This is a genomic window from Streptomyces sp. NBC_01520, assembly GCF_045040375.1.
Lineage (GTDB): Bacteria > Actinomycetota > Actinomycetes > Streptomycetales > Streptomycetaceae > Streptomyces.
On record NZ_CP109404.1, the window covers coordinates 6,755,686 to 6,773,968 of the forward strand.

An 18,283-nucleotide genomic window follows, 5' to 3' on the forward strand; every position below is an offset into this window, starting at 1 on the left:
GTCATGTAAGGCCGCTAGAACTCCCACAGCCGCAATCCCGCGGCGGGGCGACGGAAGGGGCACGGCCACCGAGTCGCCGTCACGCCCCTGCCGGGCCGTCCCGGGACGGGCTCGGGGATACTTGGTCGGCCGGGCCGCGAGTCCGCTCCCCCGGCTCCACCAGGCAGCACAGTGAGCAGCTCAAGAAGGGCACGGCGTCGTGGCAAGGGTTCGGACAGGGGTACGTGCGATGGGCGCCGTGCTGGCGGCTGTGCTGGGGGTCTCCCTCATGGGATGCAGCAGCACCGGCGGCAAGCGGGCGGAAGAGCGCGCGGCCAAGGAGGCCGCCGAGGGCCGGTCCGCGGTGAACACACCCCGCTGGACGTTCGCCATGGTCACCCACTCGGGGGACGGCGACACCTTCTGGGACATCGTCCAGGAGGGCGCCGAGCAGGCGGCCGTCAAGGACAACATCAACTTCCTCTACTCGCACAACGACGAGGGCCAGCAGCAGGCCGAGCTCGTCCAGACCGCGATCGACAAGAAGGTCGACGGCCTGATCGTCACGCTGGCCAAGCCCGACTCGATGAAGGCCGTCGTCGCCAAGGCGGTCAAGGCCGGCATCCCCGTGATCACGGTGAACTCCGGCTCGGCCGAGTCCAAGGGCTTCGGCGCGCTCACCCACATCGGACAGGACGAGTCCATCGCCGGCGAGGCCGTCGGCGACGAGCTCGACAACCGGGGCCGCAAGAAGGCGCTGTGCGTCCTGCACGAACAGGGCAACGTCGGCCACGAGCAGCGCTGCGCCGGAGCGAAGAAGACCTTCGACGGCACCATGCAGAGCCTGTACGTCGACGGCACCAACATGCCCGACGTCCAGGCCTCCATCGAGGCGAAGCTCGACGCCGACCCGAGCATCGACGCCGTCGTCACCCTCGGGGCACCGTTCGCCGCAGCGGCCGTGAAGGCGAAGAAGACCGCGGGCAGCAAGGCCGAGATCGACACCTTCGACCTCAACGCGAGCGTCGCCACCAGCCTCTCGAACAAGACACTCGGCTTCGCCGTCGACCAGCAGCCCTACCTCCAGGGCTACGAGGCCGTCGACCTGCTCTGGCTCTACCGCTACAACCGGAACGTCCTCGGCGGCGGCCTGCCCGTCCTGACCGGCCCGCAGATCATCACGGCGGACGACGCGGACGAGCTCGCCGAGTACACCAGGCGGGGAACCCGATGACGGCTACCGGGCAGCCCGTGGCACCGGGAACCGACGAACGGCTGCTGCGCACCTCTCCGCTGCGCAGACTGCTCGGCCGCCCCGAGCTCGGCTCGATCGTCGGGGCCGTGGCCGTCTTCCTCTTCTTCACGATCGTCGCCGACAGCTTCCTGCAGTCGTCCAGCTTCGGCACGGTGCTCTACGCGGCCTCCACCATCGGGATCATGGCCGCGCCGGTGGCGCTCCTGATGATCGGCGGAGAGTTCGACCTCTCGGCCGGTGTGATGGTGACCAGCGCCGCGCTGGTCTCCTCGATGTTCAGCTACCAGATGACGGCGAACGTCTGGGTCGGCGTCTTCGTGTCGCTGCTGGTCACCCTGGGCTTCGGCGCGTTCAACGGCTTCATGCTGACCCGCACCAAACTGCCCAGCTTCATCATCACGCTCGGCACGTTCCTCATGCTGACCGGTCTCAACCTCGGCTTCACCAAGCTGATCAGCGGGACCGTGTCGACCAAGGCCATCGGTGACATGGAGGGCTTCGAGTCTGCCCGCAAGGTCTTCGCCTCCTACCTCACCGTCGGCGGCGTCGAGCTGAAGGTCACCATCCTGTGGTGGGTGGCGCTCGTAGCGGTCTGCACCTGGATCCTGCTCCGCACCCGCTTCGGCAACTGGATCTTCGCCGTCGGCGGCGAGGCCGACGCCGCGCGGGCCGTCGGTGTACCGGTGATCCGTACGAAGACCGGCCTCTACCTCGGGGTCGCCTTCGCCGCCTGGGTCTCCGGCCAGCACCTGCTGTTCTCGTACGACGTGGTGCAGTCCGGCGAGGGCGTCGGCAACGAGCTGACGTACATCATCGCGGCCGTCATCGGCGGCTGCCTGATCACCGGCGGCTACGGCTCCGCGATCGGCTCCGCGGTCGGCGCGATCATCTTCGGCATGACCAGCAAGGGCATCGTGTACGCGGAGTGGAACCCCGACTGGTTCAAGTTCTTCCTGGGAGCGATGCTGCTCCTGGCCACCCTGCTCAACGCATGGGTACGCAAGCGCGCGGAGGCGACGAAATGACGGCCCCCCAGGCTCCGGCCCCCCGGGACACCGACACGGCCCGCCCGGCGCTCGTCGAGCTCGACCACGTCAGCAAGTACTACGGCAACATCAAGGCCCTGGAGGACGTCTCCCTGGAGGTCCACGCGGGGGAGATCTCCTGTGTCCTCGGGGACAACGGCGCGGGCAAGTCAACGCTCATCAAGATCATCGCGGGGCTCCACCGGCACGACTCAGGGACCTTCCTCATCGAGGGCGCGGAGACCACGCTCGCCAACCCGCGCGACGCCCTGGACCGCGGCATCGCCACCGTCTACCAGGACCTGGCCGTCGTCCCGCTGATGCCGGTCTGGCGCAACTTCTTCCTCGGTTCCGAGCCGACGAAGGGCACCGGCCCGTTCAAGCGCCTCGACGTGCGGCTGATGCGCGAGACGACGCGCACGGAACTGCTGCGCATGGGAATCGACCTGCGGGACGTCGACCAGCCGATCGGTACCCTGTCCGGCGGTGAGCGCCAGTGCGTGGCGATCGCCCGCGCCGTGTACTTCGGTGCGAAGGTCCTCGTCCTGGACGAGCCCACCGCGGCACTCGGCGTCAAGCAGTCCGGCGTCGTACTCAAGTACGTCGCGGCAGCCCGCGACGCCGGGCTCGGCGTGGTTCTCATCACGCACAACCCCCACCACGCCTACCTCGTGGGCGACCGGTTCATCCTGCTCAAGCGCGGCACGATGTCCGGCAGCCACACCAAGGACAGCGTCACGCTGGACGAGCTGACCCGCCAAATGGCAGGTGGCAGCGAGCTGGAGGAGCTCAGCCACGAGCTGGAGCGGGCCCCCGCGCCGGACCACCTCGGCGGCCGCCCGGCCGACGACGGCACCCCGTAACCACCGCCGATGTTCCCCGCCCCCGGGCCATCCACCGGATCCGGGGGCCCGGCAATGGCAGAATCGGGGGCGGCGGGCACCGTTCGCCGCCGGAGGAGTGACCCGCCGGCCCCCCGACCTGCGCAGGGACGATGAGCACGTACCGCGACTTCACACACCGCGGCTCCGCCCGCGCCACCGTTCTGCGGACCGTCGGGACCAGGGAGCGGCGCTCACACCTCACCGCGCCCCGGGTCCCCACCGTCGGGATCGACATCGGCGGTACGAAGGTGATGGCCGGAGTCGTCGACGCCGACGGCAACATCCTGGAGACCCTGCGCACGGAGACGCCGGACAAGTCCAAGAGCCCCAAGGTCGTCGAGGACACCATCGTCGAACTGGTCCTGGACCTCTCCGACCGGCACGACGTGCACGCCGTCGGCATCGGCGCGGCGGGCTGGGTCGACGCGGACCGCTCCAAGGTGCTCTTCGCACCGCACCTGGCCTGGCGCGACGAGCCCCTCCGGGACGCCATCGCCTCCCGTCTTGTCGTTCCCGTCATGGTCGACAACGACGCCAACACGGCCGCCTGGGCGGAATGGCGCTTCGGCGCCGGCCGCGGCGAGGACCACCTCGTCATGATCACGCTGGGCACCGGCATCGGCGGCGCGATCCTGGAGGACGGGCATGTCAAACGCGGCAAGTACGGCGTCGCCGGCGAGTTCGGCCACATGCAGGTGGTGCCCGGCGGACACCGCTGCCCCTGCGGGAACCGTGGCTGCTGGGAGCAGTACAGCTCGGGCAACGCCCTGGTGCGCGAGGCCAGGGAACTGGCCGCGGCGGACTCCCCGGTGGCCCACGGCATCATCGAGCGCGTCAAGGGCAACATCCCCGACATCACCGGTCCGCTCATCACCGAGCTGGCCCGTGAGGGCGACGCGATGTGTGTCGAGCTCCTCCAGGACATCGGCCAGTGGCTCGGCGTCGGCATCGCCAACCTCGCCGCCGCCCTCGACCCGTCCTGCTTCGTCATCGGCGGCGGGGTGAGCGCGGCCGACGACCTGCTGATCGGCCCGGCCCGGGATGCCTTCAAGCGCCACCTCACCGGCCGCGGCTACCGCCCGGAGGCCCGGATCGCGAAGGCCCAGCTCGGCCCGGAGGCAGGCATGGTCGGCGCCGCAGACCTGGCCCGCCTGGTCGCCCGCAGATTCCGGCGGACCAACCGGCGGCGCGTCGAGCGGTACGAGCGCTACGCGCAGTTCTACGACCAGGCCGCGAGCACCATCCGCAACACGCGCAGCCCCCGGGCCACCGACTGACCGCGGCCTCGCCGCGGCACCCGGCATCCTGGCCATCAGCACTCCGCACCGCAGCTTCGAGGGATCACCCACCATGACAGCAGCCGAGCACCACGTCGTGCCGGGCCAGCCCCCTTCCGCCGGCCCGTCCGGTTCCGACGGTTCTTCGGGTTCCGCCGGTTCTTCGGGGTCGTCGGGTTCCTCGGGTCCCGGCGGCTTCGGCGGTTCCTCCGGTGGTGGCGGAGCGACGCCGCCGCAGGACCGCCGCCGGATGATCAGGCGACGGCTGATCACCCTGACGATCATCGTGCTGCTCATCGGCATTCCGGCCGGCTACCTGGTGATCTCCGCCGGACAGAGCCGCCGCTCGGGCCAGGACAAGGAGGCCGAGGCGGCGGCCCAGGGGCTGCGCGAGGACTGGCCGTCCGGTATGCAGCGCCGGATCTTCGAACTGCCGATCCCGGGCAACGCCGTAGGCGTCCAGTACTACGAGACCAACAACTGGAAGGCCAGCAGGATGTACGTGAAGTTCCGTACGACCTCCGCCGGCCTTGACCGGTTCCTGAGCGGAGTGGGATCCGGCCGTGCGGCGCTGGAGACAGGCAAGGTCACCATCGGCGACCGGGACACCAAGATCACCGGATGGTTCTTCGGACCGGGCGTCGACTGGGCGGGAACGACCCACCGCAACAAGGACCCGCGCCCCACGCAGGACATCACCGTCAACATGACCGACCCGGCAGCCCCCGTCGTCTACGTGGTGTCCGCGGCGACCCCCTAGGGGGAACGGACGGGGCGGCCGGGTGCGGTGGACGCCGTGCGGCCTGTCACCCCTCGACCACGCTGGTCAAGGAGGGGGCGGAGGGCTCCTCGTCGACTGCGGAGAGGTCCCGGAGGGCAAGGCCGGCCACGAGTCCGCAGACGCCGACCGGAGTCAGGAACGCGGCCGGAGCGGGATTGCTTCCGGTGGCGTCGACCAGCCAGACCGAGATGAGGTGGCGCGGTGCCGCCCACCCCCGCCGCGGCGACCGCGTAGGCGATCGAGGCACACCCGGACCCCCTGCCATCACCTCCGGGAATGCCGGGCATCACCAGCCTGGCCGGGGGTGATGATGAAGGCCAGCGGGCGGCAGCTGCTGTCGGCCGCCAGGTGGATCTTCGTTGCCGGTCCACCACGAGACCGCCCCAGTGCTTTCCCAGCCCCCTCCAGACCCCGTCCTCCTTATCGAGCCTCCTCCGCCCCCGGCAGCAGCTTCTGTGCGCCCTCGCCGACCTCCTCGAAGGATGGTGGAACACCGCGGGTGACATCGGCGAGAACGTCACCGCCTGCGGACTTCCGGCAACTCAAGCAGGGCTGCGCACGTACATAGGACTCCTCGGCAGGTCGAGGACGGTGGGCCGCCGAGCATCTGACCCTGCGGGCGGGGCCCGTTGCTGACAAGCCCGGGGCATCCAAACTCACCGACACGGCGCCTGCCGCTGGGACCGGCGTGCGGCACCCGTACACCGGGCGGGCCTGTCGTGCTCTTCGGCCACCTCGTCGGTCGGGGAGCCGGCCGCCTTTCGCAGCCGCGGGATCGTCGTCGCCGGTACGGGGGCCGCCCGCCATCTGGGCCTGCGGTCGCCCGGACCGGTCGCCTTCCGGTGCGGGACCGCATGAAGACGCGTTCTACGCTCACTGAATCCGGCATCCGTGGAGCGACCGCCTGGGGCGCTGACTTCGTTTCCGCGACGAGGTGTCCCCGCTCGCTTCCGTGTGCCGCCCATCAGCTGACGCGTGGAACGGACCGGAGGCCGTCCGGACGCTCTCGCGGACCGGCGCCATGCCTCCGGCCCGTTCGACGTTCGCTGCATCTTCGCGCCCCACACGTTGATCACCGCAGAGCTTGATCCACTTCTGCGACACGCCTCAGTAAGCAGTGCTGAGTTCCCAGAACCGGAAGACGGTCGAGGTGTCCAGGCAGTTCTGCAGGCCTCGGACGTTCTCGTGGGCGACCGCGTACTGCTTGCCCTGCCAGAGCGGCAGAATCGGCAGCTGTTGCGCCACGATGTCCTGCAGTTTCATGTACTCCTGCCGGGTGCTCGCACGATCCGTCATGGACGAGGTCCGCGGGATGATCCGGTCGACGATCTCCTCGTTGTCGTAGTTGTTCGACAGGACGTTGCCCTCGCCGAAGAACGGCTGGGTGAAGTTGTCCGGATCGGGGTAGTCCGGCACCCAGCCCTTGACGTAGATGCCGTACTTGCCTTCGGCGATGCCCTTCTCGTACTCGTCGAAGGGGACGGACTCCATGCGTGCGTCGAAGAGCCCGCTCTGGTTCAGCTGATCGGCGATGGTGTGCAACTCGTCGTCGGTAGCGGGCCCGTACCGGCTCGGGGTGGACCAGAGGGTGAGTTTCACCTTGTCCGTTATACCGGCGTCCTGCAGCTCCGCCTTCGCCTGTTTCGGCTTCGGGCTGTCCCCGTAGGTGTCGAAGAAGGAGGTGCCGTGGCCGGTGATGCCGACAGGGATGACCGAGTAGAGCGGTGCCGCCGTGGACTGGTAGACCTCGCTGACCAGGGAGTGGCGGTCGACGAGGTAGGTGATGGCCTTCCGGACGGCGAGCTTGCCGACGACCGGGTCGTCAACGTTGAAGACCATGTGCTGGACTTCGGCGCTGTTGCCCTGGACCACCTCGATGCCGCCCTTCTCCGCGGTGGACGAGGTATCCAGAGCGGCTATCGCCTTGGCGCTGAGGCCGCGGTAGGCAATGTCGACGTCGCCGTTCTCCAGAGCCGACTGGAGGGCCTGCTGGTTACCTCGGAAGAGCTCCAGGGTCACGCCCGAGTTCTTCACCTCGGCGGTTCCGCGATAGCCCGAGTAGACCGAGAAGACGGCTTTCCCCTTGTCGAGGGAGTTCAGCTTGTAGGGACCCGAACCGACCGCCTTGTCACCCTCGAGCAGCCTGTCCTCGGGGTAGACCTGGCGGTCCACTATGGAACCGCCCCCCGAGGCGATCTTGCTGGGGAACGTCGCGTCGGGCACCTTGAGGCGGAAGACGACGGTCTCGTCGTCCGGGGCGCTGATCGACGAGATCGTGGAGAGCAGCGGCGCGGGGCCCGCCGGGTCGTTGATCCTGATCGTCCGGTCGAAGGAGTACTTGACGTCCGCCGAAGTGAGCCTGTTGCCGTTGCTGAACCTCAGCCCGTCACGCAAGGTGCAGGTGTACGTTCTGCTGCCGTCGGAGAACTTGCACTCCTCGGCAGCCTCCGGCACGGGAGTGGACGCTCCGGGCGGGAAGCTCAGCAGGGACTGGAAGACGTTGTTGAACAGCAGCCAGGACCCCGGGTCGTATCCCGAGGCCGGATCCGTGGCGAGGATGTCGTCGGACATCCCGACGACCATCCTGCTCTCGGAGCCCTGGGTGCTGCAAGCCGTCAATAACATCGCTGCCAGTCCCCCGGCGATCAGGGTGCTCGGCCGCCTCGTACGAACCTTCACAGAACGTTCCTCATGCTCTCGGCCGGCCGCGTGGGGGGGTGTCCCCGGACAACCGGATCAGTCGGAAACGACAGCGAACACCGCGACCGTCCAGCACTGTCGGCCCGACCGGGCTCGATTGCGGACCGACGGGCTGCCGGACTCGGTGTTCGCCAGGAACTCTTTACATGATGACTGACCGCCAAATGCCGGTCGGTGAACTGCAGTTGGCAGGTCGATATCAATCTCGTGGTGATGTTGGCAATCTACTTGGATACCGCGATGCGCGCTGTCACATCGTACGAAAAAAATCTTCATCCAGCAGCCCGTGAAGCCCCTGGATTCAGCCCTGTGACCTGGGCTGTCCGGATACCTCGGCGATATACCCCTTCAAGCCGGATGCTTCGTACCTCTGTATAACCTGTCGGTCTATACGAACAGATTGAGGGTCCTCAGGTGAACGCCGGACGATCGGATATCGCAATCGAGTTGCCCGAAGTTTCCGGGTGGGACTGGAATGTCCTCGCCTGGAACGGTGGTTGATTCCGGCTTGCCGAGGGGCCGACATCACCTGCCACCACGACCTGGAACCGACCTTCACCAACCCGGCCCTCGTCTGCCGCCCCGCGGACTTCGAAGATCCCGTCTTCCGCACAGTCACATCCGAGGAACCGCCGCCTCTCTCCCGCCGGTTCGGTGGATGCCCACCCGTGGTGGTCGCTTCGAAGCGGACTCCGGCGGGGTGGACCCCGTCACCTGCCTGGTCTCCGCGGAGCGGCTCGATATCGTGCAGGGGACCGTCTTGAGGTACTGGCGCGAGGACATGGTTCCCGGCCGGGGGTTCGCTCCGTGGGTTCGTCCTCCGGCTCAATGACGGGCCCGGCGCCGCCGGCAACGCGCCGGTCCGTCATGCCGGACGGGCAAGGAAACGCCGGCGGACAGGCCTGCGGGCGAGGCGCCGGCCGGAACCGTCGCCCGACGCGAAGGGTGAATCGCCCGTCACACGACTGCACAGGTCAAGGCTGCCCATAACAGGGGTGAGTGCTCGATGAGTTCGGGCGGTGGGCGGTCGACGGGCTCAGCAACCAGTCCACCGGCTACTGCCTGGACGTCAGCTCGTGGCCGGCTGTTGCCGAGGCCCTGGGCCAAGCCGGGATCGTTCGTCCGCCGAGCTTCACGCGCGAGGTGGTGTTCCGGCGGTGCCCCGCCTGCCGGCAGCTCAACATCGTGCGCGAGGAGGACTTCGTCCGCGTCTTCTGCGATGAGGCCCTGCCGGGGGAGTGGAACGTGGACCGGCCTGGACGCCAGGCGGTCGGTAGCTTTCTCCACGGTCACGCCGTATACGTCGAACCCAACGTATAAGTCCACCGGGCACCCTGACGGGTCGACACCTGCGGTCGTGGATTGCCCGCAGCCATGGTTCCTGGACGGCGGGCATCCGCGCCGGCGTGTGCCGGAACGCACCGCCGGACGGCCGGAACGGCAGTCGCGGGTGCGGCGGCAGGTGGATCGTCGCGCTCCACGCCGGCCGCCGGGTCCGGTGGCGTGGGAAGGCCGGCTCGGCCCAGAGTGCGGCCTCGACGGGCACGGCCACCGCGCCGTCTCTCGGCCGCCACACCTCTGCGGTCTGGCGGTGGACCGGCACCAGCAGCAACTCGGCGGCCGGCCCGCCGAGCCCTGGCCCCGCGTCATGCCCAGGACTCTCCCACGCAGCACTGACATCCCGCCCCTGCGGCAGTGATCCGGAAGAAGCGGCCTGGCTGCCCTTGACGACCGGACTCGGCAGCGGTGGTTCACCATCCCAGAGGGCCGACCCCGTCATGCTCGTGCAGCATTCCTGAGCCGCCCGTGGGGCAAGCGGGCGCCGGCCTGCTCTCGCCCAGGTCCTGGCCCCGGCGCCGGACGCCATGAGCAAGGAGCAGCGGATCGCGAAGGCGGCCGGGATTCCCACCCGCCCGTGCGCATGCCCTCGCCAAGAACACGGGTCTCTGCGCGGGCCCGCTGCTCGCCACCGGGTACCACGTCCTCGCGGAGCGCGCCGGCGTTGACGCAGCCTCGAAACCACGTGCCTCAGCCGCTGCGTCTCCTTATTGCAAGGCGCAGGTCGATCACCGTATGGTCTCGCGGGCGATGGTGATCACGATGGGGATTCCGCCGGCGGGCGCCGCGAGGTCCTCGGGCTGATGGGCGGCGACGGATTCGCCGCACGGCGGGCCGACGGCAGCGCCCGACCGGCCTGGACCGGGAGAGCGAACGACGGACCTGCGTCGTCCCGGCCTCCTCCGCTCCGTCGCCCTGGACCGGCCACCGCCGTTCGCATCGAAACAGCTGCCCGTGACCACACCGCCCAGCGGGACATGACCGTCGAGTCGGCGGGCCAGGCCCGGTACGGGGGGTTCGGCGCCGACAGGACAGGGCGCGTCGCGCCGGGAACCCTTCCGGTGGACGTGCTGGTCACTTCGCACACCGAACAAGGAGAGATCTTGTCCACCCATCCGCTCACGACGGACACCGGCGAACTCGGCTCGCTGCCCCATGATTTTCCCTTCGATCCCGCCCACGGCTACGACCTGCGGCGCCTCCTCGCGGTGAAGGCGCCGCCGGGCCCGGACGACTTCGCCGACTTCTGGCGAGAGCGCTATGCGAGTGCGCTGCGTATCGACACGGCGCCTCGGATCGAGGGGCCCTGGGCCACGGTGGACGGCATGCAGATTGCCGACGTCACGTACACGTCCGCCGACGGCGTCCGTATCGGCGGGTGGCTGACCGTCCCTGCCGACGGCCGGGTCACACAGGGCTGTGTGGCGACCCACGGATACGGAGGCCGGGAGGCTCCGGATCCCTGGCAGTCCCCGCCGGAGACCGCGACCATCTGGCCCTGTCTGCGCGGGCTCGGGACGCGGAGCCTGCTGCCCGGCGTTCCCTCGAAGTCGGCGGGGCACGTCCTGCACGGCATCGGCGCCAGGGAGTCGTACCTCATCGGCGGATGCGTGGCGGACGTCTGGTGCGCGGCCACGGCGCTGCAGCGGCTGGTGCCGGAGGCTGCCGGACGGCTGACGTACCTGGGCACGAGTTTCGGCGGCGGCATCGGGGCGCTGGCACTCCCCTGGGACGACCGTTTCCATGCCGCCGGCCTGACGGTGCCGACCTTCGGAAACCATCCGCTCCGGGTGACACTTCCGTGCACGGGCAGCGGTGAGTCGGTGCGTACGCGGCTCGCCGAGGAACCCTCGGTGCTGGATGTCCTCGCGTACTTCGACGCCGCGACGGCGGCCCGGCACCTCAAGATCCCCGTACATGTGGGCGCCGCCCTGTTCGATCCATCGGTACCCCCACCCGGGCAGTTCGCGGTGCACAACGCGCTGGCCGGGCCGCGCGAACTCGTGGTTCTGCGGGCGGGGCACTTCGACCACCCGGGCGAGCGGGCCGAGGCGGCGGCCCTGGAAGAGGCCCAGCGACGCTTCCTGTCGGGGCCGGATCCCATGGTGCCGCGCCCCACCGCCTGACCGTCCGCCGCACGACCGGCTCCGCAGGGCCGAGGTCCTCACGGGTTCCTGCCCTGTGACCTGGTGGTTCCGCGACGTCACGGACGTCCGGCCCGCAGGACGTCGCGGAACTGCCACGGTCGCTGATTTTCAGGTCCGGGCTCGACCAGGCGCGATATGCTGATGCAGAATGTGCAAGGCATTTGCAGAACGAGGAGGGCCATGGCTACGCGGGCGACTGATTCAGGGACGAACCAGAGCGTCGAACGAGCGGTATCGGTGCTGCGCGCACTCGACTCCGGCCGGGCCGAACTCCGTGTCTCCGACGTCGCCGAGCTCACCGGACTGGGCTCCTCGACCACCTCCCGCCTGCTGTCCACCCTGGAACGCCTCGACATGGTCGAACGGGATCCGGTCAGCAACCTCTACCGCCTCAGCCTGGGCCTTCTCCCCCTGGCTGCCACCGCCACCAACCGCCACCCCGTGCACCGGGCCGCCCGCATGGTGCTCCAGGGCCTCGCCACCCGCACCGGGCTCGGGGCCAACGTGGCCGTACGCCGCGGTGGCGAGCTGATGTTCCTGTGCAATTTCGAGGGCACGCGCGCCCCCAAGTCCTACACGCAGGCCGGACACACCGCCCCGCTGCATGCCACGAGCATCGGCAAGTGCCTGCTCACCGCTCTGACCCCCGAAGAGCGTCGCAAGCTGCTGGGAGATCCTCTCGACGCGCACACGGAGTACACGACCACCAGTCACGACCTCCTCGACGCCGAGATCGACACCGTCCGGCGCACCGGTTACGCGGTCGAGGCCGAGGAGCGCGCCCTGGGGCGTGCGTCCCTTGCCGCACCGATCAGGGACGCTTCGGGGGAGATCGTCGCGGCCATCTCCCTCTGGGGCCCGACCTCGGTGCTCGGGGACCGCTCCGACACCGAGGGGCAGCGCCTCGCCCTCGTACGCGAGGTCATCGAGGCCGCCGACGCCACCAGTCAGGCGCTCGGCGCGCTCTGACGTACACGGGCGAAGGGGTCCGGTGGAGGCTGACCGGCTTCCACCGGACCCCTTCGCCGTGCGGCTATGCGCCGTACGCCTTGAAGGCGATCACGTGCGCGTGCCGTGCCCCGTGCGTCGCGTCGACCACGAGCCGTAGTGCGTCGGTGCGTACGGGGCCGCCGTCCGGGGCCTTCAACGCGTGTACGCGGTGGCGGCGCCGGTTGTCCGTCACCGTCAGGACCGTGTGCCATGTACCTGCTGCGTCGCACCTCTGGACGCGGTAGTCGCGTACGAGTTCCGGCATGACCTCGTACGGGGTGCGGTGGCGGTGCAGATTGTTGAGGTACTCGTCGACGTCATCGTCGAAGACCAGGCGAATCTCGGTGAGTTCCTGCTCGCCGTGCCAGTCGAGACGGAGCCACTGGGCGTCGTCCTCCCGCGCCGAGGACCACATGTTGGGGCCACCGTAGGGACGTTGGTATCCGCCTACGGCCCGTTCGGGGTGGAACGCCCTGGTGGCGGGGGCCGCCCGGAAGGCGAAGGTCTGCCGGCGGAGGCCGCGGGCCTGCCATTCCAGGACCGCTTGGCCGTCCTCCTCCGGGATGTCGTGGTCGACGCCCGCGTCCCCCTCGACCTTCCTGCGCAGGGCGAGGACCCCGTCGGTGCGTTCGGGGAGAAGGACCAGGGCCGTGTCGGCGCAGGCCCGGACGACGAGAATCGCGTTCCGGGGCGTGTCAGGGTGATGGCCGAGGCGGGCCGTGACCCAGTGGGGGCCGTCCGGCGGGACGATGACGGTGGTCGTGAGGAGGTGGTCGGCGGGGACAGCGTTCTCGGGCAGGCCCGTGCTCCACAGTTCCACGGTGAGTTCGCGGGGCCGGTCGTCAGGGGCGCCGTGGACGAGCAGGTCGACCGTGTCGAGCGCGGGGTCGACCGGCAGCAGGAGGGCGAGGTCGCGGGTGAGGGGGCACGGGGTGCCGGGCGCGTCCTGCGTGGGCTCGGCGGCCAGACGGGTCAGGCAGGACGAGGCGGTGACGCGGGCCGTGCGCGCCAGGTTGCCGGGGTCCTCGTCGGCGAGGCCGATCACGGAGGCGTCCTGGCGCAGCAGGGTCCGGCGCACCAGTTCCGCCCGTTCCGTGGCGAGTTCCCGCGGCGTGAGGTTCTCGGAGACGCACAGGGCCGCGGCGGTACCCGCAGCCTCGCCGAGTGTCGCGCAGGTGGCCATGACACGGGTGGCCCCGAAAGCGATGTGGGTGGCGGAGATGTTGCGCCCGGCGAAGTGCAGGTTCGTGACGTTCGCCGAGTAGAGGGAGCGCAGTGGGATGTGGAAGATGCCGTCCGCGTACCGCTGGCGCGCGCCGGGCTCCTCGGCGTACATGCCCTGCACCGGGTGGAGGTCGACCGACCAGCCGCCGAAGGCGATCCGGTCCTCGAACTGGCGCTGCTGAAGGATGTCCTGCTGGGTGAGGACGTGATCGCCGAGGAAGCGGCGGTACTCGCGCTTGCCGGGAAGACTGCCGACCCATTCCAGGGTGAGGTTCGCCGCGTCCGGGAACAGGCCGGAGTTCTTGATGTGGTCCCAGACACCCATGATCACGGCCTGGAGCTCGTCGCGGATGCGCTCGTTGTCGTGGACGGTGTCGAGTTCGCCGCCCCATTCGATCCACCAGTAGTCGCATCCGTTGTCGCCGGTGCGCAGGATGCGGTTGCGCAGGATGGGTGTGGTCGACAAGTCCTTGGCGTAGGCGGGCGGTACGAACTTCACCGGCCGGCCCGTGTCCCTGGTGTGGAAGAGGGTCGTCGAGCCGAGCAGCGCCCGGTCCGCCTCGGACGGTGCCCAGGGCTCGTCGAACTCGGACTGCGCCTCACGGCCGATGCGGTAGCGGGCACCGGCGAGGTGGCCGACCAGGCCGTCTCCGGTGCAGTCGAGGAACTGGCGTGCGCGGAAGGTGATGCGGCGCTCCGAGCCCATCATCCAGCCGGTGCAGGAGTGCACCTCGCGGCTGTCGGCGGGGCCGCTCGCGTCGACCTCGCGTACGTCGGTGTTGAGGTAGAGGTCGATGTTCGGTTCGGCGCGGACGGCGTCGAGGACGACCTGGTCCCAGTAGTAGGGGTTGCCCTCGGGGTTGCGGTACTGGTTCTCGGTGTACAACTCGCCCATGATCCCGGTCTCGCGGGCCCAGCGGTGCACGCCGTGTGCGGTGGCGCCGCAGACCCAGACACGGATCTCGCTGCTGGCGTTGCCACCCAGGACGGGCCGGTTGTTGACCAGGGCGACGCGTCGGCCGAGCCGGGCTGCAGCGATGGCCGCGCAGGTCCCCGCCAATCCCCCGCCGATCACGGCGATGTCGTAATGGACCTCTTCTTCCCGCACGGTGCGGCCTCCTTGGTGTGAAGCTCGGATACTCCCCGACGCGGCGGAGCGGGCTTGAACGTACATCACATCCATATTGTGCAACCACTGTTCAACCTATGGGTTGCGCTGTAAGTTCCGGTTGCGGCCACCGACCTGGCCGTCGTGACGCCGGAGTGCAAGTTCGGGGCAGGTGGGCCTTGTTCCAGGTCCTGCACAGAATCGGTGATTCACCGACGAAAAGGGTTGACGCCATCGCACGATATGGAGAACGATCCCGCATGCTGCAACTTGCATTCATCGCAGCAGGGGCGACGTTCGCGCAGGGCTACGGCGCTCCCGCCACCGTTTGAGAGGACAGACCCATGAGTACGGCCGCACCTCCCCAGAAGGCGCCCCCGCCCCGCGAGCGGAGCGGGGGGCGGCTCTCCAACGGTGCGTTCGCCCTGCTGCTGACCGCACCGGGCCTCGCCCTGTTCGCGGCGATCATCTTCTACCCGCTGCTGTCGGCACTGTTCACCGGCTTCTTCAGGCAGGATCTGCGGCTTCCGGGCCGGGAGTTCGTCGGCCTGGACAACTTCACCTACTGGCTGGACGGCAACTTCCTCGCCATCCTCGAGCAGACGCTGATCTTCACCGTCGGCGCGACGCTCGTCCCCTTCGTGATCGGTTTCGCGCTCGCGCTCGCCCTGAACACCGGACTCAAGGGCAGCGGCTTCCTGCGCGGCCTGTTCCTGTTCCCCTGGGTGATCCCGGGCGTGGTGGTCTCCTTCCTCTGGATGTGGATCTTCAACGCGAATTACGGGGTGCTCAACGGCGTCCTCATGGAGGCCGGGATCATCGATGAGTCCGTGGCCTGGCTCGGCCGGCCCGGCACCGCGATGCTCGCCGTGATCGTCACCAAGACCTGGGCCAGCTTCCCCTGGATGATGGTGATGCTCCTGGCCGGTCTGCAGACCGTGCCCAAGGAACTGCACGAGGCGGCCTCGATGGACGGAGCGGGCTCGGTCCGGCGCTTCTTCGCCGTCACCTGGCCGCAGGTCCGCGGTGTCGCCTCGATCGTGCTGCTGCTGGAGTTCATCTGGAACTTCCAGCACTTCGACACCATCTACGTCCTCACCGGCGGCGGCCCCGCCGGCACCACCGAGACGTTCGCGACAGCCGTGTACCAGACGGCCTTCAAGGGCTTCGACATCGGCCGGGCCACCGCGCTGGGCGGACTGTGGATGCTGCTCCTGCTCCTCCTCGTCGCCGTCTACCTCAGGATCACCGAGCGGAAGGGCGACGCCTGATGGCCTCCACCACCTCCACCCCGCTGTCCGCCGTCGACCGGCCGCAGCCGTCCGCCACGCAGGCCGGGCGCGGTACCCGGCGCCGTATGCGCAAGGACCTGCTGCGCTCGCGGATCGCCGCCTGGAGCGCGGTCGTCGTCATCGGCGCCTTCGGTCTGCTGCCGGTCTACTGGCTGCTGGCCACGGCGCTGAGCACCCCCGAGTCGACCTTCCAGTTCCCGCCGAAGCTGATACCCACCGATCTCACCCTCAGCAACTTCACGGCCCTGGCCGAGAACGAGCAGCTGATCAAGTACATGGTCAACTCGCTCGTCGTGGCCTCGATCACCGCCGTGCTGAGCGTGGTCGTCGCCACGTACATGGGCTACTCGTTCTCCAAGTTCCGCTACCGGGGCCGGCGCTCGCTGATGCACCTGGTGCTGGCCTCCCAGATGTTCCCCCAGGCGCTTCTGCTGGTGACGCTGTACACGGTCTTCTCCAGCTTCGGCATGCTCAACACGTACAGCGCCCTGGTGCTCTCCTTCACCACGTTCACCATGCCGTTGTGTGTCTGGATGCTGAAGGGCATCTTCGACACCATCCCGGACGCCCTGCTGGAAGCGGCGTCCATCGACGGCGCGTCCCGGTGGCGGACGCTGCACTCGATCGTGGCGCCGCTGGCCGCGCCGGGGATGATCGCCGCCGGGCTCTTCGCCTTCGTGCGCGGCTGGAACGACTTCATCTTCGCGCTGACCCTGGCCGACAAGGAGAAGCAGACCCTGCCCCCCGGGCTCGTCTCCACCTACATCGGCGAGTTCCAGACCGCCTGGCCGCAGCTGATGGCTGCCTCGCTCGTGGTGTCGGTCCCCGTGATCGTCGCCTTCATGTTCCTGCAGCGCTACCTCGTCGGCGGTATGACCGCCGGTTCGGTCAAGAGCTGAACCCGCTGGTTCGGCCCGCACCCTCGCGTACTTCCCCTCCCGCACACTCCCATGGAGAGATCATGACCACCTCTGGCATCAGCCGGCGCGGCGCGCTGCGCATGTTCGGTATCGGCGCGCTCGGTGCAGCGGGCGCCGGTGTGCTCGGCGCCTGTGCGCCGTCCGGCGCCGGCTCCCCGTCCAACGGCGGTGACCCGAAGTCCAAGAACTTCGACTTCACCTCCTGGTCGCTCAACGAGGAGGCCGCCAAGCCCTCGATCGAGAAGATCATCGCGGCATGGGAGAAGACCGAGAAGTCGAAGATCCGGGCGGTCTCGTACCCGTACAACGAGTACCTGAGCCAGCTCACGCTCAAGCTGGGCGGCGGGGAGACGACGGGGGCGGTGCACCTCGACATCGCCTGGCTCGCCGCGATGGCACAGATGGGCAAACTGGTCGACCTCGGACCGGTGGCCGGCAAGGGCGGCTACACGGACGTGGCGCTGAAGAGCGGCGTGTACGACGGCAAGCAGTACGGGCTGCCGTGGAACACCGGATCGATCGGTGTGATCGCCAACTCCCAGCTCCTTGGGAAGGCCGGGATCAAGAAGCACCCCACCACGGTCGAGGAGTTCGAGGCCGCGCTGCGCGAGCTGAAGGGGCTCGGCGGGGGAGTCGTGCCGTACGCCGCCGCCACCAAGGTCGCGCAGCTCAAGGACATCTTCCCGTGGATGCAGACCTTCGGCTGCAAGCTGCTCGACGGCGGGAAGGTCACGATAGGCGACGACGCCTCGGTCGACGCGGTCACCTGGTACAAGAAGCTGCATGACGAGAAGCTGATCGCCGCCGACGTGGACCGCTTCGACGCGCGCGCCCTCTTCGGACAGGGCAAGGCCGCCTTCTACGACGACGCAATCATCGGCAAGGGCGTGACCTCCGCCCAGTCCAAGGACAAGTCGCTGGCCGGCGCCATGCAGCCGATGGAGCGTCCGGTGCTCAAGGCCGGGGACACGCCGCAGGCGCTGCTGTGGGGCGGTGTGATCGCGATCGTGAAGGGCAAGGGACAGGACGCGGCGACCGAGTTCGCTCTGCACACCACCACCGACCGGGCCACCACCTCCGAGTACTTCGCCGCGCGCGCACTGCCGCCGTCCACCACAGCGGGCCTGGCCGCTCCTGAGGTCGCCAAGGACACCTTCACCACGGAGTGGACCCAGAAGATCACCAGGACCGCGACCGGCAGCCCCTTCTGGCAGTTCGCGCAGAACGCCCAGATCGAAGAGGCCGTCGCCAAGCAGGTACAGGCCGTCCTCGTCGGCAAGACGAAGCCGAAGGACGCGATGAAGCAGGCCGGCGAGGAGGCCGCCGCGCTCATCAAGCGCTGAGGCCGAACGCCGTGGTCCGG

Annotated in this window: 14 protein-coding genes and 1 pseudogene; 11 read left to right on the top strand and 4 right to left on the bottom strand. The window is 69.0% G+C overall.

The features are described from left to right. The first annotated feature begins 229 nt into the window (after positions 1–229). The 5 genes from OG524_RS30475 (at position 230) to OG524_RS30495 (ending at position 5,180) form a co-directional block, all read left to right on the top strand. Positions 230–1,213, top strand: a complete 984-nt coding sequence (locus OG524_RS30475) for a substrate-binding domain-containing protein (RefSeq protein WP_405387493.1) — start codon at positions 230–232, stop codon at positions 1,211–1,213. Further along, positions 1,210–2,259 carry an ABC transporter permease gene (locus OG524_RS30480; protein WP_405387492.1) on the top strand — a complete coding sequence of 350 codons (1,050 nt, stop codon included), beginning with the start codon at positions 1,210–1,212 and terminating at the stop codon, positions 2,257–2,259. The genes OG524_RS30475 and OG524_RS30480 overlap by 4 nt, the downstream gene beginning before the upstream one ends. After that, positions 2,256–3,122: an ATP-binding cassette domain-containing protein gene (locus OG524_RS30485; protein WP_405387491.1), complete on the top strand. Its 867-nt coding sequence runs from the start codon at positions 2,256–2,258 to the stop codon at positions 3,120–3,122. The genes OG524_RS30480 and OG524_RS30485 overlap by 4 nt, the downstream gene beginning before the upstream one ends. Before the next feature lie 131 nt (positions 3,123–3,253). Beyond that, on the top strand, positions 3,254–4,420 hold the full coding sequence (locus OG524_RS30490) for an ROK family glucokinase (protein WP_405387490.1): 1,167 nt from the start codon (positions 3,254–3,256) through the stop codon (positions 4,418–4,420). 250 nt (positions 4,421–4,670) lie between these two features. Then, positions 4,671–5,180, top strand: coding sequence for a hypothetical protein (locus OG524_RS30495; RefSeq protein WP_405393046.1), 510 nt, complete (start codon positions 4,671–4,673; stop codon positions 5,178–5,180). Positions 5,181–5,226: 46 nt separating this feature from the next. Here OG524_RS30495 and OG524_RS30500 read toward each other — a convergent pair whose 3' ends face one another. The 3 genes and pseudogenes from OG524_RS30500 to OG524_RS30510 form a co-directional block, all read right to left on the bottom strand. Next, positions 5,227–5,448 carry a hypothetical protein gene (locus OG524_RS30500; protein WP_405812048.1) on the bottom strand — a complete coding sequence of 74 codons (222 nt, stop codon included), beginning with the start codon at positions 5,446–5,448 and terminating at the stop codon, positions 5,227–5,229. 35 nt (positions 5,449–5,483) lie between these two features. Next, positions 5,484–5,594 (bottom strand): annotated as a pseudogene (locus OG524_RS30505) (IS5/IS1182 family transposase); the annotation flags it as partial. A gap of 714 nt (positions 5,595–6,308) precedes the next feature. Further along, positions 6,309–7,880, bottom strand: a complete 1,572-nt coding sequence (locus OG524_RS30510) for an ABC transporter substrate-binding protein (protein ID WP_405387489.1) — start codon at positions 7,878–7,880, stop codon at positions 6,309–6,311. Positions 7,881–8,900: 1,020 nt separating this feature from the next. On the opposite strand from OG524_RS30510, the gene OG524_RS30515 reads away from it, so the two are divergent. From OG524_RS30515 to OG524_RS30525, 3 genes are all read left to right on the top strand, one after another. Beyond that, complete coding sequence (locus OG524_RS30515; protein ID WP_405387488.1) at positions 8,901–9,221, top strand: hypothetical protein; 321 nt, start codon at positions 8,901–8,903, stop codon at positions 9,219–9,221. 1,121 nt (positions 9,222–10,342) lie between these two features. Continuing rightward, complete coding sequence (locus OG524_RS30520) at positions 10,343–11,365, top strand: acetylxylan esterase (protein ID WP_405387487.1); 1,023 nt, start codon at positions 10,343–10,345, stop codon at positions 11,363–11,365. A gap of 201 nt (positions 11,366–11,566) precedes the next feature. Continuing rightward, on the top strand, positions 11,567–12,355 hold the full coding sequence (locus tag OG524_RS30525) for an IclR family transcriptional regulator (RefSeq protein WP_405387486.1): 789 nt from the start codon (positions 11,567–11,569) through the stop codon (positions 12,353–12,355). Between the two features lie 64 nt (positions 12,356–12,419). On the opposite strand, the gene OG524_RS30530 is transcribed toward OG524_RS30525, so the two are convergent. Further along, positions 12,420–14,708 carry an FAD-dependent oxidoreductase gene (locus OG524_RS30530; RefSeq protein WP_405387485.1) on the bottom strand — a complete coding sequence of 763 codons (2,289 nt, stop codon included), beginning with the start codon at positions 14,706–14,708 and terminating at the stop codon, positions 12,420–12,422. A gap of 344 nt (positions 14,709–15,052) precedes the next feature. On the opposite strand from OG524_RS30530, the gene OG524_RS30535 reads away from it, so the two are divergent. From OG524_RS30535 to OG524_RS30545, 3 genes are all read left to right on the top strand, one after another. Continuing rightward, positions 15,053–15,979 carry a carbohydrate ABC transporter permease gene (locus OG524_RS30535; RefSeq protein ID WP_405387484.1) on the top strand — a complete coding sequence of 309 codons (927 nt, stop codon included), beginning with the start codon at positions 15,053–15,055 and terminating at the stop codon, positions 15,977–15,979. After that, positions 15,979–16,899: a carbohydrate ABC transporter permease gene (locus OG524_RS30540; protein WP_405387483.1), complete on the top strand. Its 921-nt coding sequence runs from the start codon at positions 15,979–15,981 to the stop codon at positions 16,897–16,899. Before OG524_RS30535 ends, OG524_RS30540 begins: the two co-directional genes overlap by 1 nt. A gap of 62 nt (positions 16,900–16,961) precedes the next feature. After that, positions 16,962–18,263 carry an ABC transporter substrate-binding protein gene (locus OG524_RS30545; protein WP_405387482.1) on the top strand — a complete coding sequence of 434 codons (1,302 nt, stop codon included), beginning with the start codon at positions 16,962–16,964 and terminating at the stop codon, positions 18,261–18,263. Positions 18,264–18,283 lie beyond the last annotated feature (20 nt).